Annotated in this window: 29 protein-coding genes and 1 other RNA gene; 12 read left to right on the top strand and 18 right to left on the bottom strand. The window is 42.9% G+C overall.

Going from position 1 to position 25,657, the window contains the following annotated elements:
- Positions 1-24: 24 nt before the first annotated feature.
- Entirely contained in the window at positions 25-243 is a 219-nt protein-coding gene (locus tag FTV30_RS01590; protein ID WP_005096740.1) for a hypothetical protein, read from the bottom strand.
- A gap of 732 nt (positions 244-975) precedes the next feature.
- Between FTV30_RS01590 and nfsB the strand changes: the two genes are divergently transcribed.
- Together nfsB and FTV30_RS16180 are read left to right on the top strand one after the other, a co-directional pair.
- Positions 976-1,629 carry an oxygen-insensitive NAD(P)H nitroreductase gene (gene nfsB, locus FTV30_RS01585; protein ID WP_005096739.1) on the top strand — a complete coding sequence of 218 codons (654 nt, stop codon included), beginning with the start codon at positions 976-978 and terminating at the stop codon, positions 1,627-1,629.
- Positions 1,630-1,736: 107 nt separating this feature from the next.
- Positions 1,737-1,964 (top strand): hypothetical protein, encoded by a 228-nt coding sequence (locus FTV30_RS16180; RefSeq protein ID WP_005096738.1) that lies wholly within the window; start codon positions 1,737-1,739, stop codon positions 1,962-1,964.
- Here FTV30_RS16180 and FTV30_RS01575 read toward each other — a convergent pair.
- The 4 genes from FTV30_RS01575 to FTV30_RS01560 all read right to left on the bottom strand — a co-directional run bounded on the left by FTV30_RS01575 (position 1,927) and on the right by FTV30_RS01560 (position 5,650).
- Positions 1,927-2,781, bottom strand: a complete 855-nt coding sequence (locus FTV30_RS01575; RefSeq protein ID WP_100355024.1) for a DMT family transporter — start codon at positions 2,779-2,781, stop codon at positions 1,927-1,929. The genes FTV30_RS16180 and FTV30_RS01575 overlap by 38 nt on opposite strands.
- Positions 2,782-2,866: 85 nt before the next feature.
- Positions 2,867-3,907 (bottom strand): class II fructose-bisphosphate aldolase, encoded by a 1,041-nt coding sequence (gene fba, locus FTV30_RS01570; RefSeq protein ID WP_005096736.1) that lies wholly within the window; start codon positions 3,905-3,907, stop codon positions 2,867-2,869.
- 119 nt (positions 3,908-4,026) lie between these two features.
- Positions 4,027-4,305 (bottom strand): hypothetical protein, encoded by a 279-nt coding sequence (locus FTV30_RS01565; RefSeq protein WP_005171152.1) that lies wholly within the window; start codon positions 4,303-4,305, stop codon positions 4,027-4,029.
- Positions 4,306-4,462: 157 nt separating this feature from the next.
- Entirely contained in the window at positions 4,463-5,650 is a 1,188-nt protein-coding gene (locus FTV30_RS01560) for a phosphoglycerate kinase (RefSeq protein WP_074382847.1), read from the bottom strand.
- A gap of 139 nt (positions 5,651-5,789) precedes the next feature.
- Here FTV30_RS01560 and FTV30_RS01555 point away from each other — a divergent pair, with 139 nt between their 5' ends.
- The 3 genes from FTV30_RS01555 to FTV30_RS01545 are packed head-to-tail and all read left to right on the top strand — an operon-like array spanning position 5,790 to position 7,962.
- Positions 5,790-6,173 (top strand): DUF2237 family protein, encoded by a 384-nt coding sequence (locus FTV30_RS01555; RefSeq protein WP_005096732.1) that lies wholly within the window; start codon positions 5,790-5,792, stop codon positions 6,171-6,173.
- Positions 6,173-6,766: a nucleoside triphosphate pyrophosphatase gene (locus FTV30_RS01550; protein WP_005171155.1), complete on the top strand. Its 594-nt coding sequence runs from the start codon at positions 6,173-6,175 to the stop codon at positions 6,764-6,766. Before FTV30_RS01555 ends, FTV30_RS01550 begins: the two co-directional genes overlap by 1 nt.
- A gap of 26 nt (positions 6,767-6,792) precedes the next feature.
- Positions 6,793-7,962, top strand: a complete 1,170-nt coding sequence (locus FTV30_RS01545) for a cupin domain-containing protein (protein ID WP_180000896.1) — start codon at positions 6,793-6,795, stop codon at positions 7,960-7,962.
- A 58-nt stretch (positions 7,963-8,020) separates the two neighbouring features.
- On the opposite strand, the gene FTV30_RS01540 is transcribed toward FTV30_RS01545, so the two are convergent.
- From FTV30_RS01540 to FTV30_RS01520, 5 genes are all read right to left on the bottom strand, one after another.
- Complete coding sequence (locus FTV30_RS01540; RefSeq protein WP_180000895.1) at positions 8,021-9,943, bottom strand: ATP-binding protein; 1,923 nt, start codon at positions 9,941-9,943, stop codon at positions 8,021-8,023.
- The gene (locus FTV30_RS01535; RefSeq protein WP_005096728.1) at positions 9,943-10,626 is read right to left on the bottom strand and encodes a response regulator transcription factor; all 684 of its coding nucleotides are present in this window, start codon (positions 10,624-10,626) and stop codon (positions 9,943-9,945) included. The genes FTV30_RS01540 and FTV30_RS01535 overlap by 1 nt, the downstream gene beginning before the upstream one ends.
- Before the next feature lie 220 nt (positions 10,627-10,846).
- Positions 10,847-11,629, bottom strand: coding sequence for a glutathione S-transferase N-terminal domain-containing protein (locus tag FTV30_RS01530; RefSeq protein WP_180000894.1), 783 nt, complete (start codon positions 11,627-11,629; stop codon positions 10,847-10,849).
- Between the two features lie 109 nt (positions 11,630-11,738).
- Positions 11,739-12,248: a ribonuclease E activity regulator RraA gene (gene rraA, locus FTV30_RS01525; RefSeq protein WP_005171166.1), complete on the bottom strand. Its 510-nt coding sequence runs from the start codon at positions 12,246-12,248 to the stop codon at positions 11,739-11,741.
- 11 nt (positions 12,249-12,259) lie between these two features.
- Positions 12,260-12,925, bottom strand: coding sequence for an NAD(P)H-binding protein (locus tag FTV30_RS01520; protein ID WP_005171169.1), 666 nt, complete (start codon positions 12,923-12,925; stop codon positions 12,260-12,262).
- 214 nt (positions 12,926-13,139) lie between these two features.
- Between FTV30_RS01520 and rpsT the strand changes: the two genes are divergently transcribed.
- Positions 13,140-13,406, top strand: a complete 267-nt coding sequence (rpsT, locus tag FTV30_RS01515) for a 30S ribosomal protein S20 (RefSeq protein ID WP_005171172.1) — start codon at positions 13,140-13,142, stop codon at positions 13,404-13,406.
- Positions 13,407-13,607: 201 nt separating this feature from the next.
- A complete protein-coding gene (locus FTV30_RS01510) occupies positions 13,608-14,048 on the top strand; it encodes a hypothetical protein (RefSeq protein ID WP_005171181.1) in 441 nt (146 codons plus the stop codon).
- A gap of 85 nt (positions 14,049-14,133) precedes the next feature.
- Here the strand turns inward: FTV30_RS01510 and FTV30_RS01505 are convergent, their stop codons facing one another.
- Both FTV30_RS01505 and FTV30_RS01500 read right to left on the bottom strand, forming a co-directional pair.
- Positions 14,134-14,868 carry a phosphoglycerate mutase family protein gene (locus FTV30_RS01505; RefSeq protein ID WP_034608526.1) on the bottom strand — a complete coding sequence of 245 codons (735 nt, stop codon included), beginning with the start codon at positions 14,866-14,868 and terminating at the stop codon, positions 14,134-14,136.
- 60 nt (positions 14,869-14,928) lie between these two features.
- The gene (locus tag FTV30_RS01500) at positions 14,929-15,780 is read right to left on the bottom strand and encodes a 3'(2'),5'-bisphosphate nucleotidase CysQ (RefSeq protein ID WP_005096720.1); all 852 of its coding nucleotides are present in this window, start codon (positions 15,778-15,780) and stop codon (positions 14,929-14,931) included.
- A 13-nt stretch (positions 15,781-15,793) separates the two neighbouring features.
- On the opposite strand from FTV30_RS01500, the gene FTV30_RS01495 reads away from it, so the two are divergent.
- The 4 genes from FTV30_RS01495 (at position 15,794) to FTV30_RS01480 (ending at position 18,804) form a co-directional block, all read left to right on the top strand.
- Positions 15,794-16,480, top strand: coding sequence for an HAD-IA family hydrolase (locus FTV30_RS01495; RefSeq protein ID WP_180000893.1), 687 nt, complete (start codon positions 15,794-15,796; stop codon positions 16,478-16,480).
- The gene (locus tag FTV30_RS01490) at positions 16,473-16,913 is read left to right on the top strand and encodes an RNA-binding S4 domain-containing protein (RefSeq protein WP_005096718.1); all 441 of its coding nucleotides are present in this window, start codon (positions 16,473-16,475) and stop codon (positions 16,911-16,913) included. Before FTV30_RS01495 ends, FTV30_RS01490 begins: the two co-directional genes overlap by 8 nt.
- Positions 16,914-17,058: 145 nt before the next feature.
- Positions 17,059-18,099, top strand: coding sequence for a recombinase RecA (gene recA, locus FTV30_RS01485; RefSeq protein WP_005096717.1), 1,041 nt, complete (start codon positions 17,059-17,061; stop codon positions 18,097-18,099).
- Positions 18,100-18,192: 93 nt separating this feature from the next.
- Entirely contained in the window at positions 18,193-18,804 is a 612-nt protein-coding gene (locus FTV30_RS01480) for a regulatory protein RecX (RefSeq protein WP_100534997.1), read from the top strand.
- A 192-nt stretch (positions 18,805-18,996) separates the two neighbouring features.
- Here the strand turns inward: FTV30_RS01480 and ffs are convergent.
- An RNA gene (ffs, locus tag FTV30_RS01475) (signal recognition particle sRNA small type) lies at positions 18,997-19,093 on the bottom strand.
- A 293-nt stretch (positions 19,094-19,386) separates the two neighbouring features.
- On the opposite strand from ffs, the gene FTV30_RS01470 reads away from it, so the two are divergent.
- Positions 19,387-20,184 (top strand): YbgF trimerization domain-containing protein, encoded by a 798-nt coding sequence (locus FTV30_RS01470; RefSeq protein WP_074382857.1) that lies wholly within the window; start codon positions 19,387-19,389, stop codon positions 20,182-20,184.
- 72 nt (positions 20,185-20,256) lie between these two features.
- Here FTV30_RS01470 and lpxA read toward each other — a convergent pair whose 3' ends face one another.
- The 5 genes from lpxA to bamA all read right to left on the bottom strand — a co-directional run bounded on the left by lpxA (position 20,257) and on the right by bamA (position 25,644).
- Positions 20,257-21,045 (bottom strand): acyl-ACP--UDP-N-acetylglucosamine O-acyltransferase, encoded by a 789-nt coding sequence (gene lpxA / locus FTV30_RS01465; RefSeq protein ID WP_074382858.1) that lies wholly within the window; start codon positions 21,043-21,045, stop codon positions 20,257-20,259.
- Positions 21,042-21,527 carry a 3-hydroxyacyl-ACP dehydratase FabZ gene (gene fabZ, locus FTV30_RS01460; RefSeq protein WP_171063349.1) on the bottom strand — a complete coding sequence of 162 codons (486 nt, stop codon included), beginning with the start codon at positions 21,525-21,527 and terminating at the stop codon, positions 21,042-21,044. The genes lpxA and fabZ overlap by 4 nt, the downstream gene beginning before the upstream one ends.
- A gap of 5 nt (positions 21,528-21,532) precedes the next feature.
- Positions 21,533-22,603: a UDP-3-O-(3-hydroxymyristoyl)glucosamine N-acyltransferase gene (lpxD, locus tag FTV30_RS01455; RefSeq protein WP_005096712.1), complete on the bottom strand. Its 1,071-nt coding sequence runs from the start codon at positions 22,601-22,603 to the stop codon at positions 21,533-21,535.
- A 3-nt stretch (positions 22,604-22,606) separates the two neighbouring features.
- Positions 22,607-23,098, bottom strand: a complete 492-nt coding sequence (locus FTV30_RS01450; RefSeq protein ID WP_213064459.1) for an OmpH family outer membrane protein — start codon at positions 23,096-23,098, stop codon at positions 22,607-22,609.
- Positions 23,099-23,178: 80 nt separating this feature from the next.
- Positions 23,179-25,644 carry an outer membrane protein assembly factor BamA gene (bamA, locus tag FTV30_RS01445; protein ID WP_373683700.1) on the bottom strand — a complete coding sequence of 822 codons (2,466 nt, stop codon included), beginning with the start codon at positions 25,642-25,644 and terminating at the stop codon, positions 23,179-23,181.
- Between the last annotated feature and the right edge of the window lie 13 nt (positions 25,645-25,657).

The following is a 25,657-nucleotide window of genomic DNA, read 5'->3' as shown; positions in this document are numbered from 1 at the left end:
ACTTTTTTTAAGATATGTGTTTGCTTAGCACAGACGATAAAGCTTATTCACACCAGTATAGAAACTTTTACCATCAAGGTTAAACAGAATTTCTTCACCTGTTTGTAGCTGGATCATTTTTCCAACTTCTACCCAGATAAAACCATCCTGAGTGTTTTGCTTGCGCTTTAAAGGAACAAGTTTAACATTAATTTCGCCACCATTTACGGCTGTAGCGGTATGCCATTCATTTAATATATTCAAAATATTTACTCATAAAATGAGCTTTTTGTGACTGTACAAAGAGATTAAGAAAACCAAATTTGTATAATAATTCTGTAGTTACTAGATGTTATTCAAGCTCAAGCTTGAACCAAAAGTGAATCACAATTAGCTAGAAATAATAAAAGCGGGAACTATACCCACTCGAAGTGTTTATAAGTATACATGCTTATTTACTAGAAAGCAAACACACATTGTCATTACAAATAAAGACTAACCCTATTCTTTTAAATAATTATTTTGCACACTTTATCAGCGCTATTCTCTAAGCTGTTTTTCGTACAAATTGTTCCTCTTTGTGGCGGTTCATTAACATTCACTTGGATTTAAATAACCAGATTATTCCTGATTGAGAATAAAAATCTCTACAGCCTATTCACTCAGCTTCATTTCTGGCATTTTACAGTCCAATCCACCACGCGATTTGCTGCCAGGTCTTCAGTTTATCTTTAAAATAATTGTAAACCGCATTCACTGCCCCATTTGCACATTGCCGGCGATACTTACTCTTCCACGCTTCTTGCTTAAAAATGCCAATAGACAAAAACCGGGTTTTCATCTGATTCAACACTAAGTTTTGCTTGAATCTATATCAAGATCATTAAACAACAGACTTTGCCTGATGCTGTTTTATTGTAATAATCCCCAGATCTGAAAATTTTATAGACCCAGAGCATCTACCCTCATTTTATTTAAAAAAATTGGAGTCCATTGATGGATTTACTCAAGATCACACAGACCCGCTATGCCACCAAAGCCTATGATCCTAGCAAGAAAATCCCGGCAGCCCAGTTTGAACGTTTATTAGAAGTTTTGCGTTTTGCACCTTCTTCGATCAATATTCAGCCTTGGCATTTTTTTATTGCCGATCATGATGCCGCCAAACAGCGCATTGCCAAAGCCTTGATCGGTACTTATGCCTATAATGCACCCAAAGTTCTGGATTCTTCGCATACTATTTTATTTTGCACCAAAGCCGATATTAATGAGCTGCATCTGGAAAACTTACTGAATCGCGATGATCTCAGCGGGCGTTTTAAAGATGAATCGGCCAAAGAAGGTCAGAAAAACACCCGTGCAGGCTATATTCATTATTATCGTAATGAAAAAGGTGACATTCAGCGCTGGGCTGAAAATCAGACCTTTATTGCGCTCGGTCAGATGCTGTTGGCTGCCGGAATTGAAGGTGTCGATGCCACACCAATTGGCGGCTTTGATGAAGAGATAATTAGTGAAGAATTACAACTCGCAGAACAGGGTTTAATTCCCTCTGTCTTGCTGACTTTGGGTTATCGCAGTGAAAATGACTTCAATGCCAAACTGCCGAAATCACGTCTACCCGCTGAAGACATTTTCACCAAACTGTAAGGATTTTATGCTATAAAAGGGGCCAGGCGCCCCTTTCCATATCAGTTCGGGCCTATTTTTTGCTTTATTTAATTTACCATCTAATAGAATAACAATAGAGGTCATCTATGTCGCTCCTTACCTCCAAATCCCTGAAATTTGCATGCCATCATTGCGATAAAATTTATCTCCAACACTATAAAGATCAACAGCATCGTTATCCGCACTGTCCAGACTGCCAACAGGCCGGTTTATTGCTTGGACTGGCCGAAGCAGGCGACCTGCTGCGACATCCGATTGAATTTGCATCTTCTTATGTCAAGCAGACATTGCATAAGCTAGGCAAATCACACTAGTGAGACCTAGCAGTAAACCCGCGGCACTTGCAGGTTTGAGTCGCTCTTTAAAGAACATCACACCTGCAATTACCCCCAAAACCACCACCAGAATATTCATGCCAGCAAAGACAATTGCCGGCGAATCCTTGAGCAGCATATGGGCTTTGACATAAAACGCAATATTGGCAAAATTCAGCACACCCAATAACAGACCAGCGCCGATATTCTGTATCGACCCCAAGCTTTTATATTTAAGTAGTAGATAGCCCATCGACATGATCAGAGCGCAAATAAACATCAGATTGAGTGCAATGGTAAACTGCAAACCTAAACTGGTTGTATATTTTAATAATACATCAATCAGTGCATAACCCACCCAGACCAGCCCCAGATACAACATGCCCTGACTGCCCTGTCCTGTACTTTGTCGATGTGAGAATAAAATACACAGCACTGCGCCAATACCTAAAGCGATCCCGAGTATTTTCAGCTGATTAAACTGTTCCTGAAAAATAAAATAAGCCGCCGCCAGTGACAAGACTACAGAAAGCCGCTGGGCGATTTCTGTTTTTAAAATTCCAGCGCTTTCCAAGGCTTTGGCCAGCAACAGAAATACGCTCGGAAGCAAAATACCCAATGCCAGAATGAGGAACCATGGTGTCTGGCTTGGCGAAATATGCTGGATATCCGGCTTAAACCAGAAAAAGCACAACAAGCTGGCGGTGGCATAATTCCAGCTAATCATGTGGATCGGACTCAGCCCTCTGTTTTTGGCGACTTTTAATAATATTGAGACCACAACGCTACACAGCGCTGCTGCGAAAATCAGTTCCATATGCTGCTCTTATTCTTGGTATTTATCAGTCTACAAAAAAGCCCACATTCGCTGTGGGCTTTTTCTATAAATGATTCACTGGGAATTATTTATTATAGTACGACACCATTTTCTCTAAAGAAATTGGGCGAATCTTGTCTGCATTACCGGCAGTACCAAATGCTTCATAACGATCGATACAGATTTGCTTCATGGCATCAACCGTTGCGCTGAAGAATTTACGAGGATCGAATTCGCTTGGTTTTTCTGCCATCATACGACGCATTGCACCTGTAGATGCTAAACGCAAGTCAGTATCGATGTTGATTTTACGCACGCCATGTTTGATCGCTTCAACCAGCTGCTCAACCGGAACACCATAAGTTTCCTTGATGTCGCCGCCATACTGGTTAATTACTGCCAACCACTCTTGTGGCACAGAGCTTGAACCGTGCATAACCAAATGCGTATTTGGAAGTGCCGCATGAATTTCTTTAATGCGGTCAATCGCCAGAATATCGCCTGTAGGTGGACGCGTAAATTTGTACGCACCGTGTGAAGTACCTACAGCAATCGCCAGCGCATCCACATTGGTATCTGCAACGAAACTACGTGCTTCTTCAACTGAAGTCAGGAGTTGAGAATGATCCAGTACGCCTTCTGCGCCCACGCCATCTTCTTCACCCGCCATACCTGTTTCAAGGCTACCTAAACAACCGATCTCACCTTCTACAGAAACGCCACATGCATGTGCCATTTGAACCGTACGACGAGTCACATCAACGTTATATTCATATGAAGTTGGTGTTTTACCGTCTTCACCCAGTGAGCCGTCCATCATCACTGATGAAAAGCCTAACTGGATTGAACGTTGACAAATGTCAGGGCTCGTACCGTGGTCTTGATGCATTACCACTGGAATATGTGGCCATTCTTCAATTGCAGCCAAAATCAGGTGACGCAAGAACGGAGCACCTGCATATTTACGCGCACCCGCAGATGCTTGTACGATAACAGGTGAATTGGTTGCATCTGCTGCAAGCATAATTGCACGCATTTGTTCTAAGTTGTTTACGTTAAATGCTGGTACGCCGTAAGCATGTTCGCCGGCGTGATCCAAGAGCTGGCGCAATGAAATAAGAGCCATAATATCCTCCCAGTGAATGCCACATATTCTACATGTTCAAAGGTTTCAATTCAGCAACAAATAACACTATTTAAAAAAAATCCCTGCTTTTGCAGGGATTTTATCTCACATGCACTGGATTAAGGTGCTACAGGCTCAGAAGTCGCTGTAACTGACTGGTCTGCAGTTGCTTCATCTGCTGGCGCATTGGCAATTTCAGCTGGAATATCGGTATTTTTTTCATCTAAAACTGGCTGGTCAATAGCATCAATGGCTGCTTGCTGCTCTGGCGTTATAGTCTCATTGGCTACTGCTGCCGAGCTTTCTGTTTCAGCGACCGGTGCATTTTCCTGTTTCGCACATGCAGTCAGTGCCAATGATGCAGCGAATAAAGCCGCCAAAGTTAACTGTTTTTTCATCACGTGATCTCATCATTTGGTGATTTAATCTCTGCATCTTATGACAGATTTATTGCATTTTCATGACGAAGCCATGAAGGGTAAGTTTTCATTGTCAAAAAATAGACATAAAAAAAGCTGGCATACGCCAGCTTTTTTTTTAGCTTAGGACATGCAATCAAGCACGTTCTAAGAGTACGGCAACTGCAGGAAGGGTTTTACCTTCAACGAATTCGAGGAATGCACCACCACCCGTAGAAATATAGCCAATTTTATCTGCTACTTCGTACTTGTCGATTGCAGCTAATGTGTCACCACCACCCGCGATCGAGAAACCGGCAGATTCAGCAATCGCTAAAGATAAAGTTTTGGTACCTTCGCCGAATTGATCGACTTCAAACACACCCACCGGGCCATTCCAGAGAATGGTTTTAGAGGTTTTCAGGATTTCTGCAAATGCTTTCGCAGTTTCCGGACCTACATCCAGAATCATGTCGTTATCAGCAACATCGGCAACATTTTTCACAGTTGCTTTCGCAGCAGCCAATGAACCCAGGAAATCTTCAAAGTTGATTTCAGAAGCATCGGCAACCACAACGTCAGTTGGAAGTGGCACTGATACTTTTGCAGCAATGGCTTTTGCAGTATCGATCAGATCTTTTTCACACAGTGACTTACCAACGTTATAGCCTGCCGCAGCAAGGAAAGTATTGGCAATACCACCACCCACGATCAATTGATCGCAGATGTCAGACAGTGAAGTCAACACATCAAGTTTAGTCGATACTTTAGAACCCGCAACAATTGCCACCATTGGCTTTTCAGGTGTCTTAAGTGCACGGCCTAGTGCATCAAGTTCAGCTGCCAATAAAGGACCTGCTGCTGCAACTTTAGCAAGACGCGCTACGCCTTCAGTCGATGCTTCTGCACGGTGCGCTGTACCGAATGCATCCATCACGAATACATCACACAGCGCTGCATATTTTGCAGCAAGTTCAGGATTGTTTTTCTTCTCACCAACGTTAAAACGGCAGTTCTCAAGTAACACAACTTGACCCGGCTGAACCTCAACGCCATCTAGGTAGTCGGTAAATAATTTTACGTCTTGACCCAAAGCTTCAGTCAAGTAAGCCGCTACAGGTGCAAGCGATTGTTCAGCTTTAGGCTCACCTTCAACCGGACGACCAAGGTGAGAATACACCATCACTGCAGCGCCTTTTTCAACTGCTGCTTGAATAGTTGGCAATGCTGCACGAAGACGCGCATCGCTGGTGATCACACCATTTTTAACAGGAACGTTTAAATCTTCACGGATCAGAACACGTTTACCTGCTAAATCGAGGTCAGTCATACGCTGAAAGTTCATGTAGAGCTCACTTTATAGATATTAAAACCAGCCGATTTTAAATGATTATGCAGAAAAAGGTTAGCATCTTTTGCAGAAAACATTCTGAATGCCAAAGTTTTGTTATGATAGAAAAAAGCTTCTTTTAGATTCAGTGCCTATGTCGATACATCCTGATCCAAATCTTAACCGTTTGAACGTGTTAGGTGAGCCTTTATCAAGCTGCTGCTTCGATCCGATTACCGGTTATTTCCGCAATGGCTTTTGCCATACTGCGACCACTGATCTGGGGCAGCATACGGTATGCGCGCAGATGACGTCGGAATTTCTCAATTTCTCGCAAAAAGTGGGCAATGACCTGATCACACCTTTGCCAGAGCTGGACTTCCCTGGCCTGCAACCCGGTGATTTCTGGTGCCTCTGCGTGACACGCTGGGTCGAAGCCTATGAAGCAGGTCAAGCGCCCCCGATCAAGCTGCAAGCCTGCCATAAAGCGGTGCTGTCTTATGTACCTTTAAATATTCTTGAGGAATATGCTGTCTAATGAATGCTGTACAGATTATTTTGGCATCCTCCAGCCAAACCCGTAAAGAGTTGATGGATCGCCTGCATATTGATTATATTTCTCTAGTACCGGATATCGATGAGTCTCCTCGCGGTGAAAATCACGCAGATGATTTGGCCAAGCGGCTGGCTTTTGAGAAAGCCAAATATATTGCTGAGAAAAATCCTGAAGCGATTGTGATTGGTTCGGATCAGGTGGCATGGCGTGAAGGCGCACCAGATATTTTTATTGGCAAACCTTTAACCCCTGAAAAAGCCATTCGCCAGTTACAGGCCAATTCGGACAAGATTGTCTATTTCAGTACTGCACTCAGTGTGCAACAGCAGGCTACTGGTTATGAACGAACGCTGGTCGAGCACTATAAAGTCAAGTTCCGTAAACTGTCCAAAGCCGAAATTGAACGCTATGTCACGATTGAACAGCCACTGCATTGTGCCGGCAGTTTCAAATGTGAAAGTCTCGGCATCAGCCTGTTTGAAGAAATGATCGGGCAAGACCAGACCACTTTGATGGGCATGCCGATGATCAAGCTGTGTCACATTCTTCGTGAATTGAAAATTTTAGTTCCTTAATCTCCCCTTAATTCAGGCTGTAATCTATGTCTCAACCTTTAGACGTTTTAGGCGGAATCACCGCTGAACAATTTTTGAGTGAATACTGGCAAAAAAAACCGTTACTGGTGCGTAATGCGATGCCTGAAATCGCCAATCTGCTTGAACCTGATGACGTGATGGAACTTGCGCTTGAGGAACATGTCACTGCGCGTTTACTCAAGCAAAAAGACCGTGATCCGAATCAGTGGAGCGTGAAATCTTCGCCTTTACTTAAAGCTGATTTTCAGAAAATGCCCAAGCTGTGGACACTTTTGGTTCAGGCGGTAGATCATTATTCATTTGACCTGTCGGAAATGTGGAAAAAGTTCCCGTTTATTCCGCAATGGCGCCGCGATGACATCATGGTGTCTTATGCACCTCAAGGCGGCTCTGTAGGAAAGCACTTTGATTTTTACGATGTCTTTCTGGTACAAGGCTACGGGCATCGTCGCTGGCAGCTCGGACAAATGTGTGATGCCGAAACTGCATTGGTTCCGGGTCAGCCACTGAAATTATTGCCTGAAATTGAGGTGAATTTTGACGAAGTTCTGGCACCTGGCGACTTGCTGTATGTGCCACCTGGTTTGGCGCATTACGGCGTTGCAGAAGATGATTGTCTAACCTTTTCCTTTGGCTTCCGTATGCCAAATGTGAGCGATATGATGGACCGTGTTGGTGATAAATTTTCTGAGAATGAAAGTTTACGCAATCCGCTGGTTGATATTATTCGTGACCAGGTCGGAGCCATTGGTGAAGTCAGCGGCAATGAGCTGGAATATCTAAAAGAACAGATCATGCAGCAACTGCATAATTCGAATGTTTTAGAAGATGCCATTATGACTTTAATGTCAGAACCCAAATATCCAGAGAACCTTCCAGAAGCAGAAGAAATCGGTACAGGTGATCTGGAAGAAGCACTGGATCAGGGTTATAGCCTGATGCTCGAACCGGCTTCACGCCTGCTCTACACCGAAGCAGACGGCGATGTTCTGTTCTGGGCCAATGCTGAAGGGATTGAAATCTCTGAGGCATTTAGCACAAAACTCAAGCAGCTTGCAGATGGTGAAACCATATTGCTAGATGAAAACTTCGCTGATGAAGATATTCTGGAAGATGTCGCGGCATTATTAAATGATGCGGTACTGATGCTGGTTCCGCCAGCAGAACAAGACTAATTCTAAACTAAAGCCAAATAAAAAGAGGATTAAATAATCCTCTTTTTATTTGCAAAGATTAGGGTTGATAGAGCTCCAATACGACCTGAATCACTGTATGCCCTTTCTCAGACTCAATCTGAAACACGCCTCCCATACGTTCGACCCGCATTTTCATGCTGCGCATCCCAATACTCAGACCATTTTTTTGCACTATTTCAGCATCAAACCCAACGCCATTGTCCTGAATACTTAAGGTGAGTTGATGTGGCAGAAAATATTCCAGACTGACTTTCGCCTGACTGGCCTGACTGTGCTTAATGATATTGGTCAGACTTTCTTCGACCACCCGAATCAGGGTCAAACACTGCAATGCGGTCGGTTCACGCTGCCAGACTTTTGGGAATAACCATTCAACCTCAATATTTATCTCTTCCAGCAACTGGGTAAAACGATAACGTACCGGGGCAATCCAGAGTAGCGGGGTTTCCGGTACTTTATTTTCGATAGACGAACCACTATCAATGATTTGTCTGAGATCATCTCTGAGCAATTTCAGCATGGAAAGAAACTGTCGGTTGGGAATGCTGTCAGTACTCTGATCGACCAGAATCATAGAGCGCACAATCGAGCCTCCTAGCCCATCATGCAGTTCATGCGATAAGTTAATCCGCTCCTGTAAGCGGACATTATCCAGCTCCAGTTGATGTTTATCGCTCAGGCTTTTATTCAGATCAGCGCCGACCTGCTGGACTTTACGTTCTAACTGGCTATTAAATTTTTCGATTTTCCTGACATTACGATTCAACCGCGTGGCCATAATCAGTACCACAAACAGGGTAATAATTGGTGAGGTATAGGGTGATAAAGGTGAAAAATCACTAATTGCCGTTTGACTTAAAATGATCAGATCTACGATTACACATAACAAAATCCCCCACAGACACAGCATCAGGAAAAGATATTCCCCATTGCGGGTTTTAAGTGCGTGATAGCTCACATAAATAATACAGCTTATAAATAATCCCACATAGAAAATAAATGCTGTGCCCAGTACCTGCCCCAGATAACCCAAGGAACTCATCACAATCAGCAGAGCAAATAAAAGCGTGATCAGGATAAATCCCCGCTCCACATATTTAAATCTCTGTTTTAAAAAGCGGATCAAATACAGACTAAAACAGTGGATATAGGCAATAAAACAAAGCATATTGGCTTTGCTGGCCGCGATGCTGGAGCGAAACGGAAAGCTTTCTGTGGTCAGTACATTGGAAATAAACAGAATCCATAGGAATGAACTGAGTGCCAGCCAGCCAAAGGTGGTTTCTGAACGTCGAAATTGCCAGACAATGAAGCAGATGATCCCAATCATTGCTGAGAAAATCATATTCATCTGAAACAGCGTGCGGCGATCCCAGATTTCGCCTAAATACTTCTGGCTATTGACCAGCACATTATTAAATTCAATTTTACCCAGTCCGGCGTTCTGAAAACTATAACCCTGTACATAAACCAGAATTTCATTACTGCCCTTGTTTAAGCCACTGATGGGCAAAATCCAGTAACGCGGCATATTCCAACTTTTTGACAATGGCTCTTGCAGGTGTTGATCTGACCAGAGTAAATCACCATTCAGGAACACGGCGCCGGCCGAATTAATATAATCAATGGAAAAGGCAATCGGTTCTGCAAGACGAATATTGTCTTGGCATGACCAGTTCCAAACAATTTTATACCAGGCCCCACCATGATAATCTTTCCAGTTACGCTGCCAGTTATCCGGTAAACTGACACTTTGCCAGCCAGATGCAGGCATCTGGCTAGGATTTTGCACCTGAACCTTTTGAATGTAGTCAATCTTTACATCACAGAGATCATTGACCTGAAAATGGTCTTGCGCCTGACTCATACCACTTAACAGACACAGCCAGCAGCAAAAGAGCAAAATACCGATCCATTGCAATCTCTGTCGCTGCCTGCTTCCAGAACGAGCTGGATGCATCACAGAATTCCTAAATGCCGTGCGGTACTGACTGCCTTGGTACGCCGACTGACGGACAGTTTCCGGTAAATATGCTTGATATGACTTTCCACGGTATAACGTGACACACAAAGTTGCTCGGCAATCTCTCGATTACTCAGGCCTTGTGCGACCAGTGACAGAATTTCTTTTTCCCGATGGGTCAGCACTTCCTGCTCGGCATCCGAGTGGTTGCGTTCGACTGGTGGTGATGAAGCAGGTATAGAAATCTGCTTGAGAATTTCCCGCGCAATAAAAGGATCAATTGGCGCGCCACCCCGTAAAATACTGCGGATCGCCAAAGTGACCTCCACATCATCGCGTTCTTTTAATACATAACCGGTGGCACCCGCCTGAATTGCGGTAAATAAACTGTTCTGCGTACTCCAGGCCGAAACCACCAAAATCAGAGTTTGTGCGTCATTTTCGCGAATTTTTTCAATAATCGAAATCCCACTTCCATCCGGCAGCCCCAAATCGACCAATGCCAGTGAAATCGGCTGTTGTTTTAAAATGAAATATGCTTCTTTAAGATTATTGGCAAAGAGCAGAACATCTTCGCTATAGCCCAAATTGGTTAATATAATTTTTAAACGTCGTTGAATGACATACTCATCTTCAACGATTAATACAGGTACTGGCAAGACTGCCTCTAGTGCTGTCATAAGCACGCCCCTTATATTTATTGTTATGTCACCTTGAAGAGTAAAATATAACCAAAAAAACTCTAAAAATCATGATTTATTTCATTTTTATGCTATTTCTTTCTAGCCTCATAGGGATATTCTAAATACCGTCTGCTTAAAACCAGCATAAAAAAATGCCATCTACGCAGTGAATGGCATTTCTTAAGCACAATTTTAGAGTTTTAATAGGCTGAATATTTTAAGCGGCGCCGTATTGCTGTTTTAAATATTTTACAATCTCAGCTGATTCAAACATATTCACGCCTGTATTTGGATCGACCAGATAAGGAACCTGAATATTATTTCCCATCATTTCAAATAAATGTTCACGCTTCCCGCCTGGTAGTGGTTCATATTTCCCCGGTCTTAAGCGCAACTTGGCTGGCCCATAATCCTGCCAGCGTTCTTTGGCGACATTGTGAAAAATAAAGGGAACTTCCAGCTCACTCAAAACGGCGCGTACGATCCGGGTATAAGGACTGGCCTCAAAACCCCATAATTCTAGTAACTGTTCAGGTGTTGGCCGATCCTTGATCTTGGGATTCACCATTCCTCCGCGTAAACCGTTGATGACTGTGCCAGCAATTGCAGCCACCGGAATTTTGGGATAGTGAGCATATTTTTTGGGTGTCTTGCCTGTTTTGCCATAGTGCTTGAACAGATGATAAATAATATCCTGCGACTCATACATCTGATCGCCTGTATTTTCATCGACTAAAAATGGAAAGCGGGTCTTGCCGCCCAACTGTTTTACGACCGGACGATATTTCGTACCACCCTTAGGACATGGATAGACTTCATAATCCAGATTCAGCAAAGTCATGACTTCACGCACCCGGCGACAAAATGGCGAACCCTCATATTCATAGAGCTTTAAGGCTTTTTCAGGCTGATTCGGAAATGGTGTACCGACCATACCACGTCCACCTTGAGCGACTGCAGAAGCCAAAGCTTGTGCAACTTTAATTTGATGACCCAACATAATATTTTCCTGTTTTTGTTTTATTCAACTGAAAGACAGAATCTAAGCATCCTGTCTTTCGCAGTATAGATCAGTTTTGTTGTTATTCTTTAATGTAGCACTTGGCCAATTAAGCCACTAAGGCTGTTTTAGAGACCACAATGCCATTATTGTCTGCATAGACATAATCGCCAGCATTAAACGTGACTCCACCAAAACAGAGGGTGATATCCACCTCACCCACGCCCTTGCGATTGCTCTTCTGTGGAATAGCCGCCAATGCATGTACACCAAGGTCTAATTCAGCAATCGCATCGACATCACGCACACAACCATAAATAATCACACCATTCCAGTGATTTTTGACCGCAGATTCCGCAATCAGGTCACCCATCAAGGCACAGCGCATCGATGCACCGCCATCGACCACCAGTACCTTGCCTGTTCCATCTGTGGCCAGTAACTCTTTCACCCGGGAGTTATCTTCAAAACATTTCACCGTCACAATCTGACCGCCAAAAGTTTTCCGGGCCCCATAACTCTTAAAAAATTTACCGTCCAGACAAGGTGTCACCACTTGAAGCTCTAATTCCGGATGATCATCTAGTAAGTCACAGGTGACAAATGCTGCTGTAGACACGGTGTTTCCCCTCATTTCATTTTTTGTATGCGTAAATTATCATAAATTTCAAATTTTACCGTCTGAGTCAGCGCGGCCTCGACCATAGTATGAGCTACCTGCTCGGCTGTCACTGGCTTATAAGCAAAACCATCCGGAATAAAACGCGATATTTTATGATAAACCTGCTGTGCGGCATCCTCCAAAAAACGCTGCTCGGGACGTTCGCCAATTAATAATGAAGGCCGAATCAGGCTGATTTTATCCAGACTCAAGGTCTGTACATATTCTTCTAGCTGGCCTTTAACCTGATTATAATAAAAATGAGACTGGGAGTTGGCGCCCATCGCACTCAACAGCAAGTAATGCGCTGAAGTCTGTTGCAGCAATTCGGCAAAATGGGCATTAATAGTATAATCAATATTATAAAAGGCCTGCTTGGATCCGGCTTGTTTCATGGTACTGCCCAAACAGCTAAAACCGTGACTGTGCTCGCTGACATCCTGATCATTCAGCATCAGAAAATCTTCAAGTACCAATTGCTGGACTTTATCCAAACTATCCAGATCATTTTGATATTTTCTGACCACTGCAGTAATATGCTGGCAAGTTGGCTCGTCTTGCAGACGTTTTAAGAGTTGTTTTCCCACCAAACCGGTGGCACCTATGACGATGGGATGAATCAGCGATTTAGTCATTTTTTATACGATCTCCTAGGTAGAATACTAATCTAACGTTTTCTTTAGAATTTTTCTGCATCTAAAATGTTGTCAAAGCATGTCAAGACTTGACTTCGGTGCTCAGTTTAATCAAAATATGGCACTTGTTTACGGGCTGGTGATAATTCCTCTGATGATGGTTTTCAGTTGAGTTTCAGCCCGCCCAGACCAATCTATTTCAAGGAGTGCACGAGTGGCAAACTCTGCTCAAGCTAAAAAACGTGCTCGTCAAAACGTTAAAGCACGCAAACACAACGCAAGCTTGCGTTCTATGGTTCGTACCTATCTTAAACGTACATTAGCTGCTATCGGCACTAATGACTATGCTGTTGCTACTGAAGCGTACAAAACGCTTGTTCCAGTAATCGACCGCATGGCTGACAAAGGCATCATCCATAAAAACAAAGCAGCTCGTCACAAGAGCCGCTTGAACGCACAAGTTAAAGCATTAGCTAACTAATTTGTTGCAATGAAAAAAGCCCTTTTTAGGGCTTTTTTTGTGTCTGCTAAAAACTGATTCTGTATGTTTCTCATTTTTATTTTCAATTTTTTACTCTGATACAATCCCATATAAAAATTATGGTATTCTCAATCATACTGCTTACATCAATATAATTTTAAGCTTGTCACTATTTCGCTGGCAGTGAAGGGAATAAAAACCATGATTACAAAATATTTACCATCTTTAGAGAAGTTTCTAGCAATCGAACAGCAATATATTGAATACTTTAAGACCCAAGGTGAAAAAGACATTTTAGGCCGGGTGATTTCCAATATGAAAGGCACTGCTGAACTTCAGGCATCTCAAGGCGTAGATGCCTGGTTAGGCTATGGTGTGTATTTGCCCGCAGTAGAATATATCTTTGCCCGATATAAGGGTGAAAATGAAGTAGATTTTTATATACGCACCCGCTATCCCCAACAAGTCGTTGCAGCTTACAGCCTTCCGGAACATGACATCGCAACACTGATCGCCGCCGACAAATATAGTCGCATTCATCAGCAACAGGTTCCAGTCAATAGTCCTCTTTGGCCGCTGAATGATACAGGTGACCTGCTTGATCTCAATGCCTATCCTCAGCGCTTAAAAGCCAACATTTAGAAAAAACAGACCTATATGTAAAAAGCCCAATCATATCTGCGATTGGGCTTTTTATATGATAAATGAATGACCTATTAAATTAAAATTACTGGGAACGCTTAAAATCAGCAATATCTAGCTCATGTACCTGACCACGCCAGATCCATTTCAGTTTTGATTCCAGAAAAACATCGCCCTCGAACCAGACAAACAGACCTTCCATCATTTTAGGCCAGTCTTCTCGGCTGATGTCCTGACGCCCGGACATTACGGCAATCATCGCTGCCAGAATCGTGTCATGACTGACCGCCAGACTCAGCCCATACTTATTTTGCGGATGGGTGTTATAAATCAGTTCCAGCACATCCACCACACCATGAATCGGCTGTTTCATCCCCGGCAAGGCATTATTCACAAAACTGTTCACAAAACCGAGAGCGCCCTGCTTGGCAAAATAAGGACCGGCTTTTTGAATATCCAGCACAAAACTGCCCGGCTCGACCAGCAATCCCTGTTCGATAATTTCAATACGATGGGTATTCTGCTCAGGGGTAACCGCATCCGCACCTTCAATCATGAGCGCAGCAGTATCAATACAGCGCTGGATCGGGCTCGAAATACAGTGATGAATTACACGATCTGTCTGATCAGCCAGATAAGCGCCCCATTCCTGTGCCAGATCCCGCCCCTGACCAGTCAATTGCAGGTCATAACCTGCCAGACCTTGACCCGGAACATCTTCACGAACCGAATGGCGTGTGAATAAGGTGACAGGCGTCTGTACATCAGGCAATAAATCAATTGCACTTAACATACTCGGTGGAAGCAGTTTCAGGGACACGTGACAGCCAACTGGATTGGTAATGAGTTAATCATCACTATACCATGCTCAGGATTTTGCTCAATGCTCAGCCTGCATGTCAGCCACCGCCTGTAATGCAATATTTTTCATATTATTATTTTTATAAGCAATAAATCCGCCATTGAGCAAGGTATCGCGATGATTATAAATAAATGGCCGCCCTTTTAAATCGACCAAACCACCACCAATCCGTTCGAGCATACATTGACCAGCACTGGTGTCCCATTCCGAAGTTGGGTGAAAACGTGGATAGATATCCACCTGATCTTCCAGCATCATACAAAACTTGTAGGCGCTGCCCGCTTTGAACTCTGTATATTCGGTAAGTTTGGCCAGATGCTGTAAATAGTCGACATATTTCGGTTTCTGCTGGCTACTTTGACTCAGACCAATCGCAATTCGTTGGTCTGTTGGCGCTGCTTCATAGCCAAACCACGTATCTCGCTGAATATCATATTTATAAGGCAGCCCCTGCTCTGCACAGAAATAAATCAGTTGCTGTTCTGGTACTGCCAATATGGCAAAAGTCGTCAAACTTCCACGAACCAAACTCAAATTGATGGTGAATTCAGGCCGCTGATGCAAAAACTCCTTGGTGCCATCTAGCGGATCTAATAACCAGAATTCTGGCCATGAACGACGCTCATGTTCTTTTCCTTCTTCTGACAATAAAGGCAAGTCTGAAATATCTGCCAAAGCCTGAGTTAGAAAAGTATTGACCCTTAAGTCTGCCTGAGTTACCGGAGAATTATCATTTTTTTGGATGACATCAAAAGCCGCACCAGAACAATAACGCTGATATTCTTCTCGCAAAATTTCACAGGCTTGTGTCAAAATGGGCACAAACTGCAAAATCATCGGATCTTGTGGTGCTGCTATTGCTTTAAACATAGAAAACCTAAATATGTCAAAATGCTCTGAAAAACCTACCATAATTTTCGATATGGATGGAACTTTACTTGATCTTGCCTACGATGTTTTCATCTGGAATGAGTTGCTGCCTGTGCGTTATGCTGCCACACATGGCTGTAGCATGGAACACAGTCAGGCGACCCTCTCCGCATTCTATCAGGAACATAATCATACCCTAAACTGGTACTCCTCACGCTTCTGGACGGCTAAAGTCGAAGTTGATGTTCTGGCGATGCAGATTGAACATAAAGACAAAGTCGCCTTACGCCCGTATTGTCTCGAATTACTGGATTATCTGAAAACGAATGGCTACCCGATCTGGCTGGCCACCAATGCCGATTGTGCCGGCCTGGCCTTTAAATTGGATCACTTAAATTTAAGCCATTATTTTGATGTGATTGTCAGTTCAGAAACGATTGGGCATGCCAAAGAATTTGTTGAATTCTGGCAAGGCTTGAATGCTATGCATCCCTTCGATCCGCAACATGCTTATTTTATTGATGATACTGAAAAAGTCCTGAATGGGGCCAAAGCCTACGGGATTGAAAACCTGCTCAGTATCCAGCAACCCTCTTCGGCCAAAGTCGCACGCGAGACTTGCAATTATCCGATGCTGCACCAATTAACAGATTTAATCACTTATTTAAATCAGGCTGAGGTAGAGAAAAAATATGCGTAAATCGTCTTTACCCGAAGATGCGGTAGGCATGCGTATAGACAAATGGCTTTGGGCAGCACGGTTTTTCAAGACCCGTTCCATTGCCAAACATGCAATTGAAGGTGGTAAAGTCCACCACAATGGTGAACGTGTCAAAGTATCACGCGAAGTTCGTGTTGGCATGGAACTGACGATTCAGCAAGGCATCGACAAGAAAACCGTCCTGGTGAAAGAACTTTCCGATGTTCGTGGGCCCGCACCTGTGGCACAAAAACTGTATGAAGAAACCGAAGTCAGTATTGCTCGACGGGAATTGATTACCTCACAAAGAAAGTTGCATAATCTAGCTCGTCCCGATCATCGTCCAAGCAAGAAAGATCGCCGGGATATCAGTAAATTTAAAAATGAAAATAGTCAGAGTTTTGATCAGTCATGGTCGTATAATGACGATTAAATTCAAGCGTCAGAATGTGTCGTACATGCGCTGACATTGATAGAACACTAGGGAAAATTCTGTCACTATACGCCTGTGGAACAAAGCTCTAATTTAAGACATCCACTTGAGTACTAACTGAGTGACATCGTATTGAGGTTGTAAGATGGATGAGAATAAAAACAAGGCGCTTAATGCTGCCTTAAGCCAGATTGAAAAACAGTTTGGTAAAAATACAGTCATGCGTCTTGGTGACAATACCGTTCAGGCTGTTGAAGCTGTATCTACAGGTTCTTTAACCCTGGATATCGCACTCGGTATTGGTGGCCTACCGAAGGGCCGTATCGTCGAGATTTATGGTCCTGAATCATCAGGTAAAACCACGATGACCCTGCAAGCAATTGCAGAATGTCAAAAAGCCGGTGGTACGTGCGCATTTATCGATGCCGAACATGCACTTGATCCGCAATATGCGCGTAAGCTTGGCGTAGATATCGACAACCTGCTGGTATCGCAACCCGATCACGGTGAACAGGCACTTGAAATCGCAGATATGCTGGTACGCTCTGGTGCAATTGACATGATCGTGGTCGATTCTGTAGCTGCTCTAACGCCACGTGCGGAAATTGAAGGCGAAATGGGTGACTCGCATATGGGTCTGCAAGCCCGTTTGATGAGCCAGGCACTGCGTAAAATCACCGGTAATGCCAAGCGTTCCAACTGTATGGTGATCTTCATTAACCAGATTCGTATGAAGATTGGTGTCATGTTCGGTAGCCCGGAAACCACGACTGGCGGTAACGCATTGAAGTTCTATGCATCTGTACGTCTAGACATCCGTCGTATTGGTCAGGTGAAAGAAGGTGATGAGATCGTTGGTTCTGAAACCAAAGTCAAAGTCGTGAAAAACAAAATGGCACCTCCATTTAGAGAAGCGCTGTTCCAGATTCTGTACGGCAAAGGCGTGAACCATCTAGGTGAATTGATCGATCTTGCTGTACAGCAAGAAATCGTGCAGAAAGCCGGTGCGTGGTATTCTTATCAAGGCGACAAAATTGGCCAAGGTAAGAACAATACCATCCGTTATCTGGAAGAGCATAAAGAAATGGCGCAAACCATTGAAAAGCTGATTCGCGAGCAACTGCTGACCAAAGCCGTGATCACTGAAGAAGATAATAAAGAAGAAGCAGATCTTTTAGATGCCTAATCTATTATTATCTGCCTAGTCTTTAAACATCACGACACAGCGCCTTACGGGGCGTTTTGTTATTATGGGTAGATGATAAAATGCGAGAGAAAGATGTCAGAGGCAAAATTCAGCAAACTGCTCGATTATGAAACTTTAAAACAGCAATTTGGCGATGCTGATGATCAAGCGACCCAGCAAAACACATTGAAACAAAAACCCACTTTCGACTCAGAAGAGCGCCTGTTTGATACCCCTGATGATGAAAAGAAAAAACCGGGCTTAACTGGCTCGCGTTTGCGTTCGTATGCCTTTGCCGTACTGACCCGCAAGGAATATGCCAAAGCCGAACTGATCGAGAAGCTATGCCTATATGCAGAGGATCGCGATGAAGTGCTGGAATTAGTTGAAGAATTATCACGAGAGAATTATCAGAGTGATCAGCGTGTCGCAGAAACCATGCTGTCGAGCCAAAAGCGTAAAGGCAAAGGCCCCAATCAGATTAAAATAAAATTAAAAAATAAGAAAGTTGATACGGCTTTAATCGCAGAAGAACTGAAAGAAACTGACTGGGTGCAGCAAGCCTATGCGCTGAAAGTCAAAAAATATGGGGCGGAAGTTACTAAAGATCCGAAGCTCAAGGCCAAACAGATCCGTTTTCTGATGTACCGTGGTTTTGAAATGGATACGATTATTAAGGCGATTAACCGTAAAGTGGAAGATTAATTTGTATTCAGATTCATTAATAGACCCACTACAAAAGTGTTTGCAGATTGATCTTAAAATGAGAAAATCAGTTCGCTAGCAGAACGAATTATCGGGATAATAAAATATTAAAAATTAGCTGATATTAGAAGTGAGCTTTGAGATTAATAGGCTGGGATAAAATGTTTTTATTATTTAAAAATATGGTGGCAACCCTACCAGCAAAGCTCCGGCACATCATAGTTCTATTACCGTTGCTACCTTCCGGTCCTGGCGGGGTTCATAGAGTACAATTGCGAAGTAACCAGCAGGGCTACCATTACAAAAACAGAGTATAGAGATTTTTAATCAAGTTGCAAGCTTTGTTCCTTAAAATAATCCATCAAGCTATCCGTTTGATTATTTTAAAAACAATATTAATATTTCTGCTGATTTTCAAGCGATCTTCACAATCAATCCATCAACACCCAGATTCGCATGATCTTTGTAAAACCTTGTTGCAATTTCTAAAAATGCCGTTTTTAATGTGTGCAATGTATATGAATGATCTTCTTTAAAAGATGAGCAGCGGATACGTATCTCACAAAGAATTATGGAAATTTTATGATGTTTAAAAAGACCGTATTGTGTGCAGTGACAGCACTCTTTACCACACCGCTATTTGCCAATATTCCAATTGAATCGCGTGGCTTGAGCCAGACTGCCAATCAAGCGTCAATGAATACCCAGTCTGCGAGTTCTGCCGGCGTATCGACACCTGTGCAAACCAATACCAGCTGGCAGATTATGCAAAAAAACCAGCAACTGGAAAGTGATCTGCGGATCTTGCGCGGCAAAATGGAAGAACAGGAAAATGAAATTGCCCAACTGAAAAGCGAACTGACCAATCGCTATGCCGATCTCGATCAGCGCCTGGAACTGTTACAGCAAAAAATTGAACCGGCTGAAGAAAACCCAACGGAGGACAACCCACAGGATAGTTCTCCCAGTTTAAATGCGAATGAGATCAATACAGCGAGCAGCGGACAACAGCCCACCGAGCTGGACAAAGCAGCCTATACAGTAGCCTTAGATGCCTATAAAAATGGCGGTGCAGCCAAAGCCATTGCACCCATGCAGAACTTTATTAAAAACAATCCGAATAGTGTGTATATCAGCAATGCCTATTTCTGGTTAGCAGAATTCAATCTGGCCATCGATCCGCCAAATTTTGAAGAAGCAAAACGCAATTACACCATTGTGGCAGACCGCTATCCAAAGTCGACCCGTGCTTCGCGTGCGCTTTATCAACTGCATAACATTAGCAAGGACGTCGAGCAAAAACCGGCCATTGCCACCCAGTACAAGAACAAATTACTCAGTAATTACCCGCAATCTGAAGAAGCTAAATTTTTTAAGTAATAATCTTCTAGATAACCCTTAATTCAGCAATAAAAAAGACACCTTAAAGGTGTCTTTTTTACTTGAAATATTTTAGCGCACAATGCCACGCTTGGATTGTTCAAGAGAATCAATCAAACGTTGTGCTTCGGCAACTTCCGGCAAGATATCTTTACGAATCTGCTCGATTGCTTCCTGCGTGGTTAAACCTGATTTATAAATCAGTTTAAAGGCAGTACGCAAACCGTCAATTATGGCCTTAGACCAGCCCTTACGTCGCATTCCCTCAATATTCATAGCAAAGGCGTGCGCAGGATTACCTGACACCATCACATAGGCCGGCACATCTTTCAAAATCAGTGATGCTCCGCCAATCATGCTATAAGAGTCAATCTTGCAGAATTGATGAATCCCTGAGTTTCCACCAATGACCACATAATCCCCGACATGAACATGTCCAGCCACACCGACATTATTGGCAAAGATATTGTGATCACCGACCATGCAGTCATGGGCAATATGCGTGTTGACCATTAGAAGATTATGACTGCCAATCTTGGTTAAACCCTGATCCTGAACGGTACCACGATGCAAACTACAATGCTCACGGATCTTGTTGTGATCGCCAATCTCAAGCCAGGTTTCTTCACCGGCATACTTAAGATCCTGACAAACCTCGCCTACACTGGCGAACTGGAAAATTTCATTATATTCACCTATACGCGTATAGCCACCCACCACTACATGTGAATGAAGTTTGCTACCCGCACCAATAGTGACGTTTGGCCCAATAATACAGTATGGACCAATTTCTACATCAGCAGCGATGACTGCTGATGCGTCAATAATGGCAGTTGGATGAATAAGGGGATTATTGCTCATGCCTGCTCGACTTTTTGATGCGAAACCATAATTTCCGCGGTTGTTGCGACGACGCCATCTACAGTGGCAATACAATTATATTTGTAAATGCCGCGCTTTTGCATCACCAATTCAGCTTTTAATACCAATTGATCGCCTGCAACCACCTGTTTTTTAAACCTAACCTTCTCCGCACCGGCAAAAAGGAACAATGAACCCGCACTTGGTGTTTCATTGTTCATCACAAAACCCAAGATTCCCGAGATTTGTGCCAGTGCTTCAACAATCAGCACACCCGGCATAATTGGATAATTCGGAAAATGGCCTTGCAAAAACTCTTCATTAATTGAGACGTTTTTATAACCAACAATGCCATTTTCGGTAATCTCGACCACGCGATCAACCAATAAAAATGGATAACGATGGGGCAAATATTCACGAATCTTTTGAATATTCATTGGCAATTCAGGTTTCGTGAATGTAGGCAAATTCGACTCTGTCATCATAATTATTTACGCAACTTAAATGTTGATTCAATGGACTCAATTTGAGATTGCATATGATCTAGTCGTTTCATCACCTGGGTCAATGGCACATCTGCTAATTGTTTAAAACGCACAGCAGCACGTTTCCAGTGCAAACTTTCCAACATAGGTGTGCCAGAAGAATAACTGCCCGCCTCAGAAATATTTTTTGTCACCATTGACATGCCAGTAATTGTGACATTATCTGCGATATTAATGTGGCCTACTACCCCCACCGCACCTGCAAATACACAGTTTTTGCCAATTGTAGTGCTTCCGGCGATTCCGCATTTTGCTGCGAGTGCGGTATTGGCACCAATCTTGACGTTATGCGCGATTTGCACAAGATTATCAATAATCACACCCTGTTGCAAAATCGTATCATCCAATGCACCGCGGTCTATACTACAGTTTGACCCGATACGCACATCATCAGCAATACGTACAGAACCAAGCTGGGCAATACGATGCCATTTACCTTGATAAGGTGCAAAACCAAAACCTTCGCTGCCAATCACGGTATTGGCATGAATACGAACGCGATTGCCAATTTTGGCGCCACCCGTCAGCGTCACATGCGCATCAATAAAACAGTCCTGACCGATTTCCACATCATTATCGACATGTACATGAGGCTGAATCACGGTATTGGCGCCCACAACACAATGCTCGCCAATCACCACATAGTGTCCAATATACGCATCATCGGCGATGATCGCTGAAGGATGAATTTGAGCAGTACTTTCGATACCACGCTGGGTATTTTTTTTCTCAAATACATGGGTCAGGATCGCAAAAGCCAGATAAGGATTTGCAACAACAATAAAGTTCTGATGTGACGTTATTTGTTGTTTCAGTTCAGCAGTGACAATTAAAGCAGCCGCCTGACTTTGATTGGCTTGCTCTACATATTTGTCTGCATTGACGAATGCCAAATCTTGCGATGTCGCATGCTCAAGACTGGCCAAAGCGCTCAAACGCAAATCTGCCTGACCTACGCACTCGCCTTGAACCAGGCGAGCAAGGTCAGCTAACTGAAGCTGTTGATGATTCATTGATTACTTAATTGCATTAACCTTTTGAATCATTTTATCAGTTAAATCATACTTCGCGTCATAAGCAAGTACGGAATTTTTATTTAAAACCACGTCTAGCTTGTTTTCTTGGCGCAATTGTTCAGCAGCACGCTTCAAATTTCCTTCAAAAGCTTTATTCACACTTTGCATGCGCGTTTGCACGGTTGCCTGTACCTGTTGCTGCACACCTGCCAGTTGAGTCGCTTTACCTTCAAATTCTTTGGCTATTTTCTCACGTTCTGCTGGAGTTTTTGCAGCCTGGCCTTTTTGCTTGATTGCAGCCAAGTCTTTTTGAAACTGTGCAATCTGTGCGGTTTGCGGCTTGATTTCATTTTCCAGAGTGGCATTTTGCTGCTTTAAATAGGTACTGTTTTGTACCACTTTTTCTAGATCAACGATTCCATAATCATCTGCATGTGACAATGAAGTTAAACCCGCTAAAGCAATACCCATTGCCATCATCATTTTTTTCATGTTTTTACCCATTCAAAAAATTTTGCTCACAAAACCTGATGGCTTTATGAGCAAAATCTGTATTTAAGATCAAAGTTTTCTTAGAAAGTACGTCCAATTTCAAACTGAACATTTTGAGTTTCATCACCGTCTTTATCATTCAACGGGTAGGCATAACTCAGTGATAATGGGCCAATCATGGTAATCCAGGTGAAACCAGCACCTACGCTATAACGCATATTGTCTGCATCGAAACCAAAGTTATCTTTACAGTACTGTTTAGCATCTGTTCGCACATTATTTTCACCCAAGAAAATATTACCTTTAGGAATATCACAAGTCGTATCAAAAACCTGAGCACCTTCAGCAAAGAGTACCGGACGAACCTGACGCGCCCAGTCGCCTTTAAATGGCACAGGAAGGACTAGCTCAGTACCGAACTGGATTAAAGCATTACCACCGACTTCTTCAGGGGTATAATCACGACGTTCATATGCAGTATCTGTCACACTTGGATATTTTGGACCTAAGGTACTGTTTTCATAACCGCGTACTGAACCATAACCACCGGCATAGAAGTTCTTATAGAAAGGCAGGTCATTGCCATAACCTAAACGGCCATAACCGCGTAGAACAAAATCTTTGCCTAATGGGTAAAAAGCCTGCGCATCATAAGTGAGCTTTTGATATTCCACATCACTACCTGGCAAGGCAATTTCTGCATTGACACGATGTGACATACCTGTAGTCGGGAACATTGGACGGTTTAAAGTATTATAAGACCAACCCAAACTAAGATTATAAGTTAAAAATTCTCCTGTGAATTCTGTATCAAATGGATCTGAAGTTTGCCCAGGAGGACACTCATATAAACCCGTTTCCGTATTTAACACAGGATCAACTAAACATCTAGTAGATGTTTTTTTAGTTTTTCCATCATTAGCTAGCAAATAATCACGTACATATGTAGAAACATATGGCCCTGTGGTTACTTCAGTCTGGTCTATATTCAGACCCAGGCTTACACTTTGGTTCTCATCAATTGGATAACCGAAGTTGATTCCACCACCTAAACTATCTGTGACATAGTTGTTGACGTTATAGTTATCATCGAGCTTGGTTTTACGGTAGTACATGTTATAGCCGCGACGTACACCGTCAATGGTGAAATACGGATCCATCACACTCAGGTTATAATAATCTTGGGTTTCAGAACGCGACAAGTCGATCGATACGCTATTACCGGTTCCCAGGAAGTTGGTTTGACTTAAACCTGCCTGGAACGTGACACCGCCACTTTGCGAGAAACCCACTGCCAAGGTACTGGTACCCGAATGCTGTTCTTCTACTGCGACATTTAGATCGACCTGATCCGGTGAACCCGGGATACGTGCAGGCTTGATATCGACTGTTTTAAAGAAACCGGTACGTTCCAGACGGACTTTGGACAGATCAATCTTTTCATTACTGGCAAGCGCACCTTCCATCTGGCGCATTTCACGACGTAATACTTCATCGCCAGTTTTGGTGTTACCGGTAAAATTGATACGTCGTACTGTAACTTGCTGACCCGGATTGATATAGTAATTTAAATCAACCTGTTTGGTTTCATTATTAATTTGAGGAACAATATTCACTTCTGCATAATAATAACCAGCATTACCATATTTACGCTGTAATAGCTGCTTAACCACATTTACTTTTTCTTGCGAATAAGTTTCACCTTCTTTAAACAGCTGTAAGGCTTGCAATTCTTCAGTCTGATAAAGTGCATCACCTAAATATTTGGTTTGACCAAATTTAAATTGCTCGCCTTCATCTACAGACACTTCAATAAAGACATTCTTTTTATCTTCACTCAAGTTCAAACTGGAATTGGTAATATTAAAGTTAATATAACCCTGGTTCAGATACATAGCACGCAATGCTTCAAGGCTTGCAGCCATTTTTTCACGTGCATAACGGTCATTACGTGAAATCACCGAGTTCCAGCTACTTTCTTTAACAGCAAATGCCTGTTTAATATCTGATTCTTTGAAAACAGTATTGCCAATGATATTGATATCAAAAACTTTTGCAGCTTTACCTTCAATAAAATCAATCAGCAATTCAACTCGGTTATTCGGTCTTGCTGTCGTCGTGACGGTAACATCCGCATCATAGCGACCTTGCTGCATGTATTGCTGTTCAAGCTCGGTTTCGACTGTCTGTAAAGCAGATTTTTTCAGCACTTCACCTTCAGCCAGACCCATTTTTTTCAGGCCATCTTCAAGTGCTTCCTTTGGAATCAGCTTATTGCCTTTCAGTTCGATTTTCGAAATGACTGGGCGCTCTACCACCTGAAAAACTAGAGTATTGCCTTGCTGAACAGCTTTGATGTCATCAAATAAGCCTGATGCATATAAACTGCGAATTGCATTGGCAATGACCGGATCATTGACCCGATCACCACTGTTAATTGGCACGAGGCCATATACATTCTCAGGAGTTAAACGCACTAATCCATCAAATTTTATATCTTGTACAATGAATTCATCTGCTGCATATACTTGTTGTGCTACTGCCATTGCACTAACGAGT

It is taken from the genome of Acinetobacter sp. YH12255 (genome assembly GCF_013417355.1).
GTDB lineage: Bacteria > Pseudomonadota > Gammaproteobacteria > Pseudomonadales > Moraxellaceae > Acinetobacter > Acinetobacter pseudolwoffii.
Note: the sequence above shows the minus strand (reverse complement) of the source record. Positions and strands in the feature narration are given on the sequence as shown.